The organism is uncultured Pseudomonas sp. (assembly GCF_913774235.1).
Classification (GTDB): Bacteria; Pseudomonadota; Gammaproteobacteria; order Pseudomonadales; family Pseudomonadaceae; genus Chryseomonas.
On record NZ_CAJYDW010000015.1, the window covers coordinates 13,143 to 27,081 of the forward strand.

Here is a 13,939-nt window from a genome sequence, read left to right on the forward strand (position 1 = left end):
TCCATACAGGTACGTCATGACTCCTCTTGCTGAAAAAGTTGTCCAGGACCTTCTGCACGCCATCGATACCGACCGCGTGGTATTGCCCACGCTGCCCGAGGTGGCGCTGAAGGTGAGGGAGGCGGCCGAAGACCCCAACGTGGGCGTCGCCGAGCTGAGCCGGGTGATCGCCATGGACGCCGCCCTGACCGCGCGTCTGATCAAGGTGGTCAACAGCCCGCTGCTGCGTACCAGCAAGGAAATCACCGACCTGCAGATGGCCGTGGGCCGGCTGGGCATCAATTACACGGCCAACCTGGCCACCGGTCTTGCCATGCAGCAGATGTTCCAGGCCACCAGCGATGCCGTGGATCGCAAGATGCGCGAGGTCTGGAGCCAGGGTACCGAGATCGCCGCCATCAGCCATGCGCTGTGCAAGAAGTACACGCGCCTGATGGCCGATCGCGCCCTGCTGGCCGGGCTGGTGCATCAGATCGGTGTGCTGCCGATCCTGACCTATGCCGAAGAAGAGGAAGGCCTGCTGGCCAATGCCATCACCCTCGACCAGGTCACGGCGCTGATCCATCCGCAGATCGGCGAACGCATTCTCAAGGTCTGGGATTTCCCGGCCGACATCGCCTGTGTGCCCCGCGAGTACCTGGCGCTGCAGCGCCAGCCGGCGACCGCCGACTATGCCGACATCGTGCAGGTCGCCACCCAGTTGCAGGCGGCGCGCCAGGGGCAGACGGTGGAGCTGCTGGCGCTGCCGGCGGCCAAGCGCCTGGGCCTGCACAACCAGCCGGACCTGGAGCAGGATCCGAGCTTCTGGGACGCCGTGGAGCAGTCGCGCACCCTGCTCGGCTGATCAGCCGTCTTCTGCGGGAAACTCCACCCGTACTCGCAAGCCACCGAGGGCGCCATCCAGCAACTGGATGCGCGCTCTATGGGCCGCGCAGATCTCGCCGACGATGGCGAGCCCCAGGCCGGCGCCCCCGGACTGGGGGTCCAGCCGCTGGAAGCGCTCGAAGACCTTGGCCCGGGCATTGGCCGGGATGCCGGGACCGTCGTCTTCCACCTCCAGGACCGCCGGCGCCAGTACCCGCAGCACGATGTTGCCGCCGGGCTGACTATGGGCCAGGGCATTCTCCACCAGGTTGCAGAGCAATTCGTTGAGCAGCGTGGGCTCGCCGATCAGCGTGCCCTTGGCGAAGGGTTCGAAGGCCAGGGCGACGCCCTTGGCATGGGCCAGGGGTGCCAGCGCCATGGCCAGCTCCCGTGCCAGCTCGCTGAGTTCCAGGCGCTCGGCGCCGCCCTCGGCGATGGCCTGGGCGCCGCTTTCGATACGGGCTAGGGACAGCAGCTGATTGGCCAGCCGCGCCAGGCGATCGGTGCTGACCTGGGTCTCTTCCAGGGTGGCGTACCAGGCCTGGGGCTCGCGCTCACGCAGCCCCAATTCGACCCGGGCCTTGATCGCCGCCAACGGCGTGCGCAGTTCGTGGGCGGCGTTGGCGATGAAATCGGCCTGGCGTTCGAACAGGCGGCGCAATCTCAGGGTGAAGCCTTCCAGGGCATGCACCAGCGGTAGCAGCTCCTGGGGCGCGCGCACCTCGGGTAGTGGCCGCAGGTCGTCCACGCCGCGCTCCTCCACCGCCTGGCGCAGACGCTCCAGGGGACGCAGGGCAGCCCCAACCGCCATCCACACCAGCAGGATGGCGCCCAGCCCCATCAGACCCAGGCGAATCAGGGTGTCGGTGAGCAGGCTGCGGGCCACTTCCTCGCGAGCTTCGGCGGTTTCGGCGACGCGGATCTCGGCCATGCCGGTGAGATCCGGTTCGCTGACCGGCTGGGCCAGACTGACCACCCGGACGTCCTTGCCGCGGTAGGTGCCATTGTAGAAGCGCGCCAGGGCGGGATAGTCGCGGGTCAGAGGGGCGTCCGGCGGTGGCGGCGGGATTTCCTCGTAGCCGGAGATCAAGCGGCCGCGGGTGTCCAGCACCTGGTAGAAGATGCGGCCGACGTTGTCGTAGGCGAAGTTGTCCAGGGCGATGTAGGGCACGTCGGCGCGCAGGGTGCCGTTGCTGGCCGACAGGCCTGCGGCGATGGTGCGGGCCGAGGCCAGGAGGGTTCGATCATAGGCGACGTCGGCCAGGCGCCGGCCGTTGAGATAGGCGGCCAGGCTGCTGATGGCCAGGATCACCGCCAGCAGCACCACCAGCCGCAGCAGCAGTCGACCGCGCAGACTGCCGGCCGCCTTGGCCACCTCAGCCATGCTGCTCTTCCAGCAGATAACCCAGGCCGCGGAAGGTAACGATGCGCACCGCGCCGGCTTCCAGCTTCTTGCGCAGGCGATGCACATAGATCTCGATGGCCTCGGGACTGGCCTCCTCGTCCAGGCCGAAGACCTGGGCCGCCAGTTGCTCCTTGCTCATGACCCGACCGGGCCGGGCGATGAGCGCGGCGAGCACGGCGTGCTCCCGGGAGGTGAGCGACAGGGCTTCTTCGCCGAGGGTGAAGCGCGCGGTATTGAGATCGTAGACCAGCGGCCCGCAGCGCTGCTGACGATCACCGCCCAGCACACTGCGGCGCAGCAGCGCCTTGACCCGAGCTTCCAGCTCGGTGAGTTCGAAGGGCTTGGCCAGATAGTCGTCGGCGCCCAGATTGAGCCCTTGAACACGATCCTTCACCTCGCCACGGGCGGTGAGCATCAGCACCGGCAGGCGATCGCCGCGCTCGCGCAGGCGCGCCAGCACCTCGAAGCCATCCAGCCGCGGCAGGCCGACATCGAGGATGGCCAGGGCATAGCTTTCGCTCTGCAGGGCCAGGTCGGCAGCCACGCCGTCGGTGAGCAGATCGACGTTGAGGCCGGCGCTCTTGAGCGCCTGGGCGACGCTCTCGGCCAGGGGCGGATGATCTTCGACCAGAAGGATGCGCACGGTGATAGCTCCCGCCCAAGAGGTTGAAAAGCCGAAGTTTACCGGGATAAGCGCCGGCTGACTTCCCGCCTTGGCCGAGCAATCGACGCTCTTCAGGACTGAAAGGCTGTTGAAAGCTTGGCGCTCTAGAGTGAAAGGTAGCGGTCCCAAAACCGCCCGATGCTTGCCCAAGCGCCGCCCCTGGTCGGCCAACAACAATAACAAGCGGAACGACATCCATGCTCGCCCTCGTGCAGCTCGCCTTGCTCCCGTATCCCCTCTGCGAACGATCGCCGCCCTGGCGAGCCTGAGCCGTGTCCGCCTGTCAGCTTCTGAAATAACAACAAAAGGAAGACGTCGATGAGCACCACCTTGCGCAACCTCACCCTGACCCTGGCCGCCTCCATGCTGCTGTCCGCCCAGGCCATGGCCGAACCCAAGCGTCCCGAATGCATTGCCCCGGCCTCCCCGGGTGGTGGCTTCGACCTGACCTGCAAGCTGGCCCAGAGCGGCCTGGTGGAAGCCAAGCTGCTGGACAAGCCCATGCGCGTGACCTACATGCCCGGTGGTGTGGGGGCGGTGGCCTACAACACCGTGGTGGCTCAGCGGCCGGCCGACGGCGACACCATCGTCGCCTTCTCCAGCGGTTCACTGTTGAACCTGGCCCAGGGCAAGTTCGGTCGCTTCGACGAAAAGGCCGTACGCTGGCTGGCTGCCGTGGGGGCCAGCTACGGCGCCATCGCGGTCAAGGCCGATTCGCCCTACAAGACCCTGGGTGACCTGGTCGAGGCGCTGAAGAAGGATCCGAGCAAGGTAGTGATAGGTTCCGGCGGCACCGTGGGCAGCCAGGACTGGATGCAGACGGCGCTGATCGCCAAGGCCGCCGGCATCAATCCCAAGGACCTGCGCTACGTGGCCCTGGAAGGCGGCGGCGAGATCGCCACCGCGCTGCTGGGTGGCCACATCCAGGTCGGCAGCACCGACATCTCCGACTCCATGCCCCATGTCGAGGCCGGCAACATGCGCCTGCTGGCGGTCTTCGCCGAGCAGCGCTTCGACGAACCGGCGATGAAGGACATCCCCACCGCGCGCGAGCAGGGCTACGACATCGTCTGGCCGGTGGTCCGCGGCTTCTATGTCGGCCCAAAGGTCACCGACGAGCAGTACAACTGGTGGAAGACCAGCTTCGACAAGCTGCTGGCCTCCGACGACTTCGCCAAGCTGCGTGATCAGCGCGAACTCTTCCCCTTCGCCATGACCGGCGCCGAACTGGACGCCTATGTGCAAAAGGAAGTCGCGCGCTACCGCGGCATGGCCAAGGAATTCGGCTTGATCCAGTAACGAGCCCCCGCCCCTGGCGCCCCTCCGGGCGCCTTCGAGGATGTCGACATGATCTTCCAACGCGCCTTCATGGCGGTCTGGCTGGTGGCCGGACTCGTCATGCTGTTCATCGCCCGGGATTACCAGGCGCCCTTCTCCTACGAGCCGGTCGGTCCGCGGGCCTATCCGATGCTGATGTTCGGCCTGATGAGCCTGGGTCTGGCCTATCTGATCATCCGCCCCACGCCGATCGGCGATGGCGAGGACCAGAAGCCGCTGGACGCCTCGTCGCTGCGCAAGGTGGTGGCCTGTTGCGCCATCCTGCTGGGCTATGCCCTGACCTTCCAGCCGCTGGGCTTTCCGCTGAGCGCCTTCATCACCGCCACCCTCTGCGGCCTGCTCTACGGCGGTCGCCTGATGCCCTGCGCCTTGGTCAGCCTGCTGCTCGCCATCGGCCTCTATGTGCTGTTCGATCGGGTGATGGAAGTCCCCCTACCCCTTGGCGTGCTGGAATTCCTGGAGGGCTGACATGGATACCCTGAACTTCCTGATGCAAGGCTTCGGCGTCGCCCTGACGCCGACCAACCTGATCGTGGCCCTCATCGGTACCCTGATCGGCACCGTGGTCGGCCTGCTGCCGGGTCTCGGGCCGATCAACGGCATCGCCCTCTTGATCCCGGTGGCCTTCGCCCTGGGTCTGCCGCCGGAGACCTCGCTGATCCTCCTGGCGGCGGTCTACCTGGGTTGCGAATACGGCGGTCGGATCTCCTCGATCCTGCTGAACATCCCCGGCGAAGCCGCGACCATGATGACCTGCCTGGACGGCTATCCGCTGGCCCGCCAGGGTCTGGCGGGCGTGGCCCTGTCGCTGTCGGCCTGGAGCTCCTTCATCGGCGCCTTCATCGCCACCTGCGGCATGGTGCTGTTCTCGCCGCTGCTGGCGAAGTGGGCGATCGCCTTCGGGCCGGCGGAATACTTCGCGTTGATGGCCCTGGCCATCCTCAGCCTCTCCGGCATGGCCGCCGAGAAGCCGGTCAAGACCCTGGTCGCCGCGCTGTTCGGCCTCGCCATCGCCTCGGTGGGCATCGATGCCAACAGCGGTGTCTATCGCTTCACCTTCGACAACGTGCACCTGGCTGACGGCATCGACTTCGTGATCTTGGTACTGGGCCTGTTCTCGGTGAGCGAACTGCTCCTGCTGCTGGAGCAGACCCATCATGGCCAAGTCGCGGTCAAGGCCACCGGGCGCATGCTGTTTAACGTGCGCGAAGCGCGCAGCGTGTTCATGGTCAACCTGCGCAGCTCGGTGAGCGGCTTCATCATCGGCGTGCTGCCGGGTGCCGGCGCGACCCTGGCCAGTGCCCTGGCCTACACCACCGAGAAGCGCATGGCCGGTGCCGATGGTAAGTTCGGCAAGGGTGACCTGCGCGGCCTGGCGGCGCCGGAAACCGCCATCGGCGCGGCGGTGTGCGGCAACATGATTCCCATGCTGACCCTGGGCATCCCCGGCTCGGGCACCACCGCGGTGATGATCGGCGCCCTGACCCTCTACAACATCACCCCCGGCCCGCTGCTGTTCCAGAACGAGCCGAATCTGGTGTGGGGTCTGATCGCCTCGCTGTTCATCGCCAATGTGATGCTGCTGATCCTCAACGTGCCCATGGTGAAGATGTTCACCAAGATCCTCGAGGTGCCGAACTGGTCGCTGGCGCCAGCCATCGCCATCATCACCGGCATCGGCGTCTATGCGGTGCACGCCACCACCTTCGACCTGGTGCTGATGGTCTGTGTGGGCATCTTCGGCTACATCATGCGCAAGCTGGACTTCCCGCTGTCGCCGCTGCTGCTGGGCTTCATCCTCGGCGAGCTGATGGAGACGAGTCTGAGGCGTGCCCTGTCGATCTCCAACGGCGACATGGGCATCCTCTGGCAGAGCGGCATCAGCCAAGCCATCTGGATCGTCTGCATCCTGATGGTGGCCCTGCCCTTCTACCGTGCCTGGCGCAAGCGTCGCGCGCCCAAGGCCGCGACCGTCTGAGGTCGGTGACACCAGAGCCCGCGGCCGGAGTGCTTCCGCCCGCGGGCTCTTTCGTTCAGAGCGGCTAACAAAGCGTAGCGAGCGGCTGTCAGGCGGGTGCGCGCGGCGCGCAGGAACCGGACCGGGCTCGCGCACGAGTGTATGGGGATACATGAGGATTCCGAGCACTGCACGCGCCCGTCTGGCGGACGCGCAGTAGGTTTGTTAGCTGCTCTAGGAGGACTTGAAGCTCTTCTTTGGATAGATATCGTAGCGGCTGGACTTGCCCTCCAGCACATAGCCCGGCTTCACCCCCTCGATGGCCGGCGCCTTGCGCGGGCGCTTGACCACTACCCGGTGACTGGCGCGATCCAGCGCAGCGGCCAGCAGTGCCGGGGCATCCAGGTCGTCGCCCACCAGGGGCCGGAACAGACGCATCTCCTTCTTCACCAGGGCGCTCTTGTCGCGGTGGGGAAACATGGGGTCCAGATAGATCACCTCCGGCGCCTCGCCCTCCCCGCCTTGCAGATAGGCGGTGGAGTCGGCCTGCACCAGGGTCATCAGGGCAACGATGCCGGCTGCCTCTGCATCCCGCGCGGCGCGGGCCAGGCCGTCTTCGAGCAGGGCGGCGATCAGGGGCTGACGCTCCACCAGGGTGACCTGGCAGCCCAGGGTCGCCAGCACGAAACCGTCGCGACCCAGGCCCGCGGTGGCATCGAGGATGCGCGGGCGCACGCCCGGGCCAATGCCAACGGCCTTGGCGATCATCTGGCCGGCACCGCCGCCGAACTTGCGTCTATGGGCCGCGGCGCCCTCGGCGAAGTCCACCCGCACCGGACCCGGCGCATCGGGGCCCCGCTGGACCAATTGCAGGCCCTGAGCCCCCACCTGCACGGCGAATTCCTCGGTCGTGGCGGTGCCCAAGGGCAGCCCCAGGCGCATGGCCCAGGCGGCCGCGGCGTCGGTGAAGGCGGGTTCCAGGGCTTCGACGATGAGCGAGGGACTGGGCATGGACAGGGGCGACTCGATGGCGGAAAGACCGGTCATTCTACCGGCAGACGCGAAAGCCACCCATGTCGACGTGGAAATGATCGCGGTGGGCAGCGTTGTAGTCCGGCCCCAGGGTGGTGTTGAAGGAGCGGCAGGCCCCGTCGCGCACCTGACGCAGGAAACGTTGCGCCTGGGGATCGCCGTTCCAGTCCCGGGCCACGCTGATCCGCCGGCCATCGGCCAGACGCAGCCCGGCGATGTCCAGGGCGTTGGCCTCGGCATGCTGGCTGCGCCGCCCGGTGGCGCGGCCATAGACGTTGCGACAGGCGAAGCTGCCGTAGTGCTCCAGCTCGGCCACCCGCTGGCCGTAGACGGCCTCGGCCGCCGGTTGCAGCGCCTGCCGCTCGAACAGGGCGAAACTCACCGCCAGCGGGCAACTGGCGAGGAAGCTGCCGCTGAGTCGAACCCCTTCACCGCGCTGAATGCGCACCGCACGCTCCAGCGGGCAGTCGGCCGAACCGGAATTGCCGCGTAGCTCGCGATAGGTCAGCGCCGAGGTGGCCAGAGATGCCGCGCAGTAGTCGGCATCGGCTTGCAGCCGCCAGAGCTTGACCCGGGTGACGGGATTGGTCGGCGCCTGGATATCCAGCGGCGCCCAGGGATTGTAGGCCGGCGGAATACGCAGCCAGCCCTGATCGAAGGCGGTATGTAGGCCTCCATAGAGCAGGATGACGAAACCGAGTAGTTGTCTGGCTTTCATGGACCGTCGGCGGGAGATTCAGGGATGAATATCCATCGGACCGGCCCGCGGTGCGGGAATGCCGGGGAAAACGTCGCCAAACGTATCGCGTCGGCTACAGCAGACCGAGTTGCTCGGTATCGGCGGTGCTCAGGGTGGGCAGCTCCGGCAGGCCGGGCAGCCGCTCGCGCAACTGGGCATGGAATCTCAGGGCCAGTTCGGGCGCCTGGCGATTGTCCGGGGTGTGCAGGAACACGAAGGGTACCTTCCCCGCCTCGATCCAGTCGGCGACGCGGGTGACCCACTTGGCCAGGTAGTAGTCGTTGGCGGCCAATTCCAGGCGGCCGATGAAGCGCACCTGGGGCTGGGCGCTGAAGGCCAGGGCCCGGGCCGGCACGCGCGGCTTCTTGGACTGCGCCAGACGTACCGCCGGATCGCTCGGGTCGGCGCTGAATAGCGCCGCGGAATCCAGGCCGATGCGCTCGACGCCCAGGTCCAGGAGTAGGCGATTGAGGGCCCGCTCGGCGTCGCCCTTGTCGAAGAAGGCCAGGTGACGGACCTCTACCGCCAGGGTACGCCGCGGCGCCAGGGCGTCGAGGAACACCTTGAGTTCATTCAACCGCTCCGGGCCGAAGCGCCGGGGTAGTTGCAACCAGAGCGGACTGGCGCGCTCGCCCAGCGGTGCCAGCAGGTCGATGAAGGTACGGGCGCTGGAGAGCTGCACCCGCAGATCGTCGGCGTGGCTGATGTCCTGGGGAAATTTTGCGCAGAAACGAAAACCCGCCGGCATCACCTCGGCCCAGTGGCGGATCTTGTCCGCCGAGGGCCAGGCATAAAGGGTGGTGTTGCCTTCCACGGCGTTGAACACCTGGGTGTAGCGCGGCAGGAAATCGGCCGGACGCAGGCCGTGGTAGAGGCTCTCGCGCCAGGCGTTGTCGTTCCAGGAGGGACAGCCGAGAAAATACGGCAGCATCAGGCGTAGAGATCGAGACCCACGACGCTGGACGAGCCCTCGGGCTCGGCGCCGAAGGTGGCGGTACTGCCGTAGCTGGCCAGGGCCTGCTGGGCACGCGCCGTGAGGTTGCTAGCGAAGCGGCCTTCCCGCTCGCTGAGCACCAGGCCATTGGCGCCGGCATCGCCGCTGTCGGTGGCGGCAGCTGCCTCCACCCGACGCACCGGGGCGACAGTCGGCTGGGCAGTGCCGGCATTTTCCCTGGCGATGGCGTTCTGGCGGGCGTCCTCGTCCCTCGCCACTTCGCGTACGGGGGTGACCGCGCGGGAGGAGCGATTCAGGGGATAGGCAGAGGAGGAATAGCCGCTGTCGATGCGCATGGCGGGTCCCGAACGGATGACGCTACTCTAGGGAGGGTCAAGGGTGATGGCAACGAAGGGCCGGACGTCCGTCACGACGGGCAGACGAGCGGCCTGATACTACTTAGAGATGCCGTCAGTGCGCCCCGTTCCGCGGCCTCAGACCGGCTGCTTGGGAGTGGCGACCCGGTCACGCAGATAGACCGGTTGGGCCGCTTCCGACTCCGCCGATACGGCTTCGCCACGCGCCCAGGCCGCCGCGGCCAGCATCGCCAGATCCTGGGCATGGGGCAGCAGGGTGGCGTCCACCGCGGTCAGCGGCAGGGCCATGCGGCCTACGTAGCCCCAACCGGTGCCAGCGCCGAACCAGTCACCCGTGGCGCCCTCGGGCAGCACGATGGCTTCGGGGGCCAGCACGGCCTCGGCGCCCGCCAGCATCATGACTTCGCCCTCCAGGCGGTAGCAGCCCCAGTAGACCTCGTCCATGCGCGCGTCGATGGCGGCGGCCACCTGGCTGACGCCCCGCTCGCGCCAGGCGCGCTGAGCGATGATCGCCAGATTGGAGACTGGCAGCACCGGGCGCTCCAGGCCGAAGGCCAGCCCCTGCACCACACCGATGGCGATGCGCACCCCGGTGAAGGCGCCGGGGCCACGGCCAAAGGCGATGGCATCCACCTGCGCCAGGGTCAGACCGGTCTCGGCCAGCAGCTCCTGCACCATGGGTAGCACCCGCTGGGCATGCAGACGCGGGGCGATCTCGTAGCGATGGATGATCTCGTCGCCCAGGTGCAAGGCGACCGAACAGGCTTCGGTGGCGGTGTCGAGGGCGAGCAGGATGGACATGAGGGCGAATCCGCAACGGTTGCAAGGGCTGCGCATTCTAGAGGAAGACGGGACCCAAGGGGACCCGCCCATCGGTCACGACACCAGGACGGTGCCCCGACCGGACCGCCTGCAGGCACAGGCGGCCGTCACTGGCCTTTAGCTCAGCGCCTGCAGCACCTTGGCGGTGATGGCATCGACCGAACCCACGCCTTCGATACGGCTGCACTTGGGCGTACCCTGGGCGGCGCCGAGCTTCTGATAGAAGTCCACCAGCGGCTTGGTCTGGGAATGGTAGAGCTCCAGGCGCTTGCGAATGGTGGCTTCGCGATCGTCTTCGCGCTGCACCAGCGGCTCGCCAGTCAGATCATCGACGTCGGCGACCTTGGGTGGATTGTGCTGCACGTGGTAGACGCGACCCGAACCCGGGTGAACGCGGCGACCGGACAGGCGCTGGACGATTTCTTCGTCATCGACGGCGATTTCCAGCACGTGGTCGATCTTCACGCCGGCGGCTTCGAGGGCCTCGGCCTGGGGAATGGTGCGCGGGAAGCCGTCGAAGAGGAAGCCCTGGGCACAGTCGGCTTCCAGGATGCGTTCGCTGATCAGCGCGATGATGATCTCGTCGGACACCAGGCCGCCGTTGTCCATGATGTCCTTGACCTGCAGCCCCAAGGGGGTGCCGGCCTTGACCGCCGCGCGCAGCATGTCGCCGGTGGATACCTGCGGAATGCCGAATTTTTCAGTGATGAACCGGGCCTGAGTACCTTTGCCGGCACCGGGCGCTCCCAGCAGGATTACGCGCATCTGTTGCTCCTTAGAATGGTCTCGGACTGGCAGCCCACGCGGGGCGCTGTCGCGATGATTGTTGTCGACGACACGAGACGGCCAAAGGGACCAACCATACACAGCGCCCCCAGGCCGCACAAGTTACCTAGCGTCGCAGGGACCGCGCAGGTCGTAGCGACCCACCGTTCCGGCGAACGTACCTTCTCTTTCAGCCGGTATTGCGCAGTCCAGCCGCGATACCCGCCACACTGACCAACAGCGCCTGGTCCAGCGCCGCCGGCTGGCTTTCCCCCGCCGCCCGGGCCCGCGCCAGCAGCTCGATCTGCAGCAGGTGCAGCGGATCGAGGTAGGTATTGCGCACGGCGAAGAACACCAGGGTTTCCGGGTGATGCTCGAGCAACTCGCCCTGCCCCGTCAGCCGCAGTACCGCGACGCCGGCCTGCCGCAGCCGTTCGCGCAACTGGCTACCGAGCACCTGCAGTTCGTCTTCGACCAGGCGCTGGTCATACAACCGGGCCACCTCGGCCTCGGCCTTGGCCAACACCATCTCCAACATGTCGATACGGGTCTGGAAGAACGGCCAGCGCTCGCGCATCTCGCGCAGCAAGGGCGACTCGCCGCGCCGCTCGGCCTGCTCCAGCGCGGCCTCCCAGCCCAGCCAGGCGGGCAGCATCAATCGCGTCTGGGTCCAGGCGAAGATCCAGGGGATGGCCCTCAGGCTTTCCACGCCGCCTTCGCGGCGCTTGGCCGGGCGACTGCCCAGGGGTAGTCGGCCCAGCTCCTGCTCGGGGGTGGCCTGGCGGAAATAGCTGACGAAATGCGGGTCTTCGCGGACCACGCCGCGATAGGCGGCAAGGCTGTCACTGGCGAGGCGATCCATCTGTTCGCGCCAGGCCGGCTCGGGCGCCGGCGGCGGCAACAGGGTGGCCTCCAGGACGGCGCCCAGGTAGAGCGCCAGATTCTGCTCGGCGACCGCGGGCTGGCCGAACTTGAAGCGGATCATCTCGCCTTGCTCGGTGGTGCGGAAGCGCCCGGCCACCGAGCCCGGCGGCTGCGACAGGATGGCCGCGTGGGCGGGACCACCGCCGCGACCCACGGTGCCGCCCCGACCGTGGAACAACAGCAACTCCACGCCGCGCTTGGCGCAGATCTCCACCAGGGCTTCCTGGGCGCGGTACTGGGCCCAGGCGGCGGCCAGGGTGCCGGCGTCCTTGGCCGAATCCGAGTAGCCGATCATGACCTCCTGGGGCCCGGCCAGGCGCTCGCGGTAGTCGGGCAGGTCGAGCAGGCTGGCGATGACCGCACCGGCATGATCCAGGTCGTCGAGGGTCTCGAACAACGGCACCACGCGCATCGGATGACGCACGCCGCACTCGCGTAGCAGCAACTGCACGGCGAGGACGTCGGATGCCGCGCCGGCCATGGAGATGACGTAGGAACCCAGGGCCGCGGGGGGTGAGGCGGCGATGACGCGACAGGTGGCGAGCACCTCGCGGGTATCCTCCGCAAGCTCCGCCTCCAGCGGCAGCAGCGGTCGCCGGCTGGTCAGCTCCTTGCGCAGGAAGTCCAGGCGCTGTTCCTCGCTCCAGGCGGTGTAGTCGCCCAGCTCCAGGTAGCGGCAGATGTCGGCCATGGCCGCCGCGTGGCGCGCGGCGTCCTGGCGGATGTCCAGGCGGACCAGATAGAGGCCGAAGGTACGTGCCCGGCGCAGGGTGTCGAGCAGCGAACCGTCGGCGATGACGCCCAGGCCGCAGCGCTGCAGGGAGTCGTAGCACAGCTGCAGCGGCGCGATCAGCTCGGCGTTGTCGCTGAGGATGTGGCGCGCCCCGGCATGGGGATCGGTGAGGGCATGGGCCGCCCAACTGCGGGTGATCTGCAGACGCTCGCGCAGGCCCTTGAGCACCTGGCGATAGGGTTCGGGGTGATCGCCGGCCTGCTCGCGCAGAGTGGGACTGGCTGCCTGCATGGACAGCTCGGCGGCCAGCCGGTCGACGTCGCGCAGGTAGAGGTCAGCGGCCATCCAGCGGGCCAGCAGCAGCACCTCGCGGGTGATGCTGGCGGTGACGTTGGGATTGCCGTCGCGGTCGCCGCCCATCCAGGAGGAGAAGCGCAGCGGCGCGGCCGTCAGTGGCAGGCGCTGCCCGGTGCGCTCCCGCAGGCAGCTGTCGAGATTACGCAGGAGAGTGGGGACCGCCTGCCAGAGGGAGTTCTCGATCACCGCGAAGCCCCACTTGGCTTCGTCCACCGGCGTCGGGCGCTGGCGACGGATTTCCTCGGTGTGCCAGGCCTCGGCGATGAGTCGGCGCAGACGCGCCTCGATGGCAGCGACCTCGGCGGAGGTGAGGTCGCGATGATCGAGCAGGGCGAGCTGGGCGCTGATCTCGTCGTATTTCTGGATCAGGGTGCGCCGCGACACCTCGGTGGGGTGGGCGGTCAGCACCAGGTCGATGTCCAGTGCCGCGACCCGCTCGGCCAGCTCCGCGCCGGAGTGGCCAGCGGTCGCCAGGCGTTCCAGCAACGCGGGTAGGACGCGCTGTTCAAAGGGTAGCGGCTCGTCTTCGCCACGCCGGCGCACCCGGTGATATTCCTCGGCGATATTGGCCAGGTTGAGGAAGTGACTGAAGGCCCGGGCCACCGGCAGCAGCTCGTCCTCGGCCAGGGCGTCGAGGGTGTCGCCGAGTTGCCGCGCGCCCTCGGCGGAACCTCCGCGGGCGGCCTTGGCGCCCTTGCGGATCCGCTCGATCTTGTCGAGAAAGGCAGCGCCATGCTGATCGGCGATGGTCTGCCCCAGGAGTTCGCCCAGCAACCGCACCTGCTCGCGCAGGCGAACGTCGATTTCCACCATCTCGTGCTCCTCGAAAGTACCGGTTGGGACCTCGCGGCAAGCGGCGCGGTCTAGTGTGGTGTTTCAGAAGTTACCTACACAATTTTGACGGCGCTTTTTGTCCGCAGCGGCGGACCGCCATGGACGTCGTTGCCACTCCTCGCCATAGCCCTGCTATGACTCGTCGCGGCGCCTAGCCCACGAACAAAAATCACTCGCCAATTCTTGCGCGAACT

The 13,939-nt window shown here is 67.5% G+C and carries 13 protein-coding genes and 1 other RNA gene; 4 read left to right on the forward strand and 10 right to left on the reverse strand.

Annotation, left to right across the window (positions count from 1 at the left end; translation table 11 throughout):
• The first annotated feature begins 16 nt into the window (after nucleotides 1-16).
• Complete coding sequence (locus tag QZ471_RS15090) at nucleotides 17-844, forward strand: HDOD domain-containing protein (RefSeq protein WP_295465168.1); 828 nt, start codon at nucleotides 17-19, stop codon at nucleotides 842-844.
• Here QZ471_RS15090 and QZ471_RS15095 read toward each other — a convergent pair whose 3' ends face one another.
• Together QZ471_RS15095 and QZ471_RS15100 are read right to left on the reverse strand one after the other, a co-directional pair.
• Entirely contained in the window at nucleotides 845-2,248 is a 1,404-nt protein-coding gene (locus QZ471_RS15095; RefSeq protein ID WP_295465170.1) for a sensor histidine kinase, read from the reverse strand.
• Nucleotides 2,241-2,912: a response regulator gene (locus QZ471_RS15100; RefSeq protein WP_295465172.1), complete on the reverse strand. Its 672-nt coding sequence runs from the start codon at nucleotides 2,910-2,912 to the stop codon at nucleotides 2,241-2,243. Before QZ471_RS15100 ends, QZ471_RS15095 begins: the two co-directional genes overlap by 8 nt.
• Before the next feature lie 339 nt (nucleotides 2,913-3,251).
• On the opposite strand from QZ471_RS15100, the gene QZ471_RS15105 reads away from it, so the two are divergent.
• Genes QZ471_RS15105 through QZ471_RS15115 form a run of 3 tightly spaced genes read left to right on the forward strand, consistent with a single transcriptional unit; the run spans nucleotide 3,252 to nucleotide 6,249 of the window.
• Complete coding sequence (locus QZ471_RS15105) at nucleotides 3,252-4,232, forward strand: tripartite tricarboxylate transporter substrate binding protein (RefSeq protein ID WP_295465174.1); 981 nt, start codon at nucleotides 3,252-3,254, stop codon at nucleotides 4,230-4,232.
• 48 nt (nucleotides 4,233-4,280) lie between these two features.
• Nucleotides 4,281-4,739, forward strand: a complete 459-nt coding sequence (locus QZ471_RS15110; RefSeq protein WP_007161982.1) for a tripartite tricarboxylate transporter TctB family protein — start codon at nucleotides 4,281-4,283, stop codon at nucleotides 4,737-4,739.
• Nucleotide 4,740: 1 nt separating this feature from the next.
• Nucleotides 4,741-6,249, forward strand: coding sequence for a tripartite tricarboxylate transporter permease (locus QZ471_RS15115; protein WP_295465178.1), 1,509 nt, complete (start codon nucleotides 4,741-4,743; stop codon nucleotides 6,247-6,249).
• Nucleotides 6,250-6,311: 62 nt separating this feature from the next.
• Here the strand turns inward: QZ471_RS15115 and QZ471_RS15120 are convergent.
• The 8 genes from QZ471_RS15120 to ppc form a co-directional block, all read right to left on the reverse strand.
• A non-coding RNA gene (locus tag QZ471_RS15120) (sX9 sRNA) lies at nucleotides 6,312-6,386 on the reverse strand.
• Between the two features lie 76 nt (nucleotides 6,387-6,462).
• Nucleotides 6,463-7,275 carry a class I SAM-dependent methyltransferase gene (locus QZ471_RS15125; protein ID WP_295465180.1) on the reverse strand — a complete coding sequence of 271 codons (813 nt, stop codon included), beginning with the start codon at nucleotides 7,273-7,275 and terminating at the stop codon, nucleotides 6,463-6,465.
• A gap of 1 nt (nucleotide 7,276) precedes the next feature.
• Nucleotides 7,277-7,978, reverse strand: coding sequence for an extensin family protein (locus QZ471_RS15130; RefSeq protein ID WP_295465182.1), 702 nt, complete (start codon nucleotides 7,976-7,978; stop codon nucleotides 7,277-7,279).
• 94 nt (nucleotides 7,979-8,072) lie between these two features.
• Nucleotides 8,073-8,930, reverse strand: coding sequence for a DUF72 domain-containing protein (locus QZ471_RS15135; RefSeq protein WP_295465184.1), 858 nt, complete (start codon nucleotides 8,928-8,930; stop codon nucleotides 8,073-8,075).
• Nucleotides 8,930-9,289, reverse strand: a complete 360-nt coding sequence (locus tag QZ471_RS15140; RefSeq protein WP_295465186.1) for a hypothetical protein — start codon at nucleotides 9,287-9,289, stop codon at nucleotides 8,930-8,932. The genes QZ471_RS15135 and QZ471_RS15140 overlap by 1 nt, the downstream gene beginning before the upstream one ends.
• Nucleotides 9,290-9,427: 138 nt before the next feature.
• Nucleotides 9,428-10,111 carry a tRNA (adenosine(37)-N6)-threonylcarbamoyltransferase complex dimerization subunit type 1 TsaB gene (gene tsaB / locus QZ471_RS15145; RefSeq protein ID WP_295465188.1) on the reverse strand — a complete coding sequence of 228 codons (684 nt, stop codon included), beginning with the start codon at nucleotides 10,109-10,111 and terminating at the stop codon, nucleotides 9,428-9,430.
• Nucleotides 10,112-10,249: 138 nt separating this feature from the next.
• Entirely contained in the window at nucleotides 10,250-10,897 is a 648-nt protein-coding gene (gene adk / locus QZ471_RS15150; RefSeq protein ID WP_295465190.1) for an adenylate kinase, read from the reverse strand.
• A gap of 190 nt (nucleotides 10,898-11,087) precedes the next feature.
• Nucleotides 11,088-13,724 carry a phosphoenolpyruvate carboxylase gene (gene ppc / locus QZ471_RS15155; protein WP_295465192.1) on the reverse strand — a complete coding sequence of 879 codons (2,637 nt, stop codon included), beginning with the start codon at nucleotides 13,722-13,724 and terminating at the stop codon, nucleotides 11,088-11,090.
• Nucleotides 13,725-13,939 lie beyond the last annotated feature (215 nt).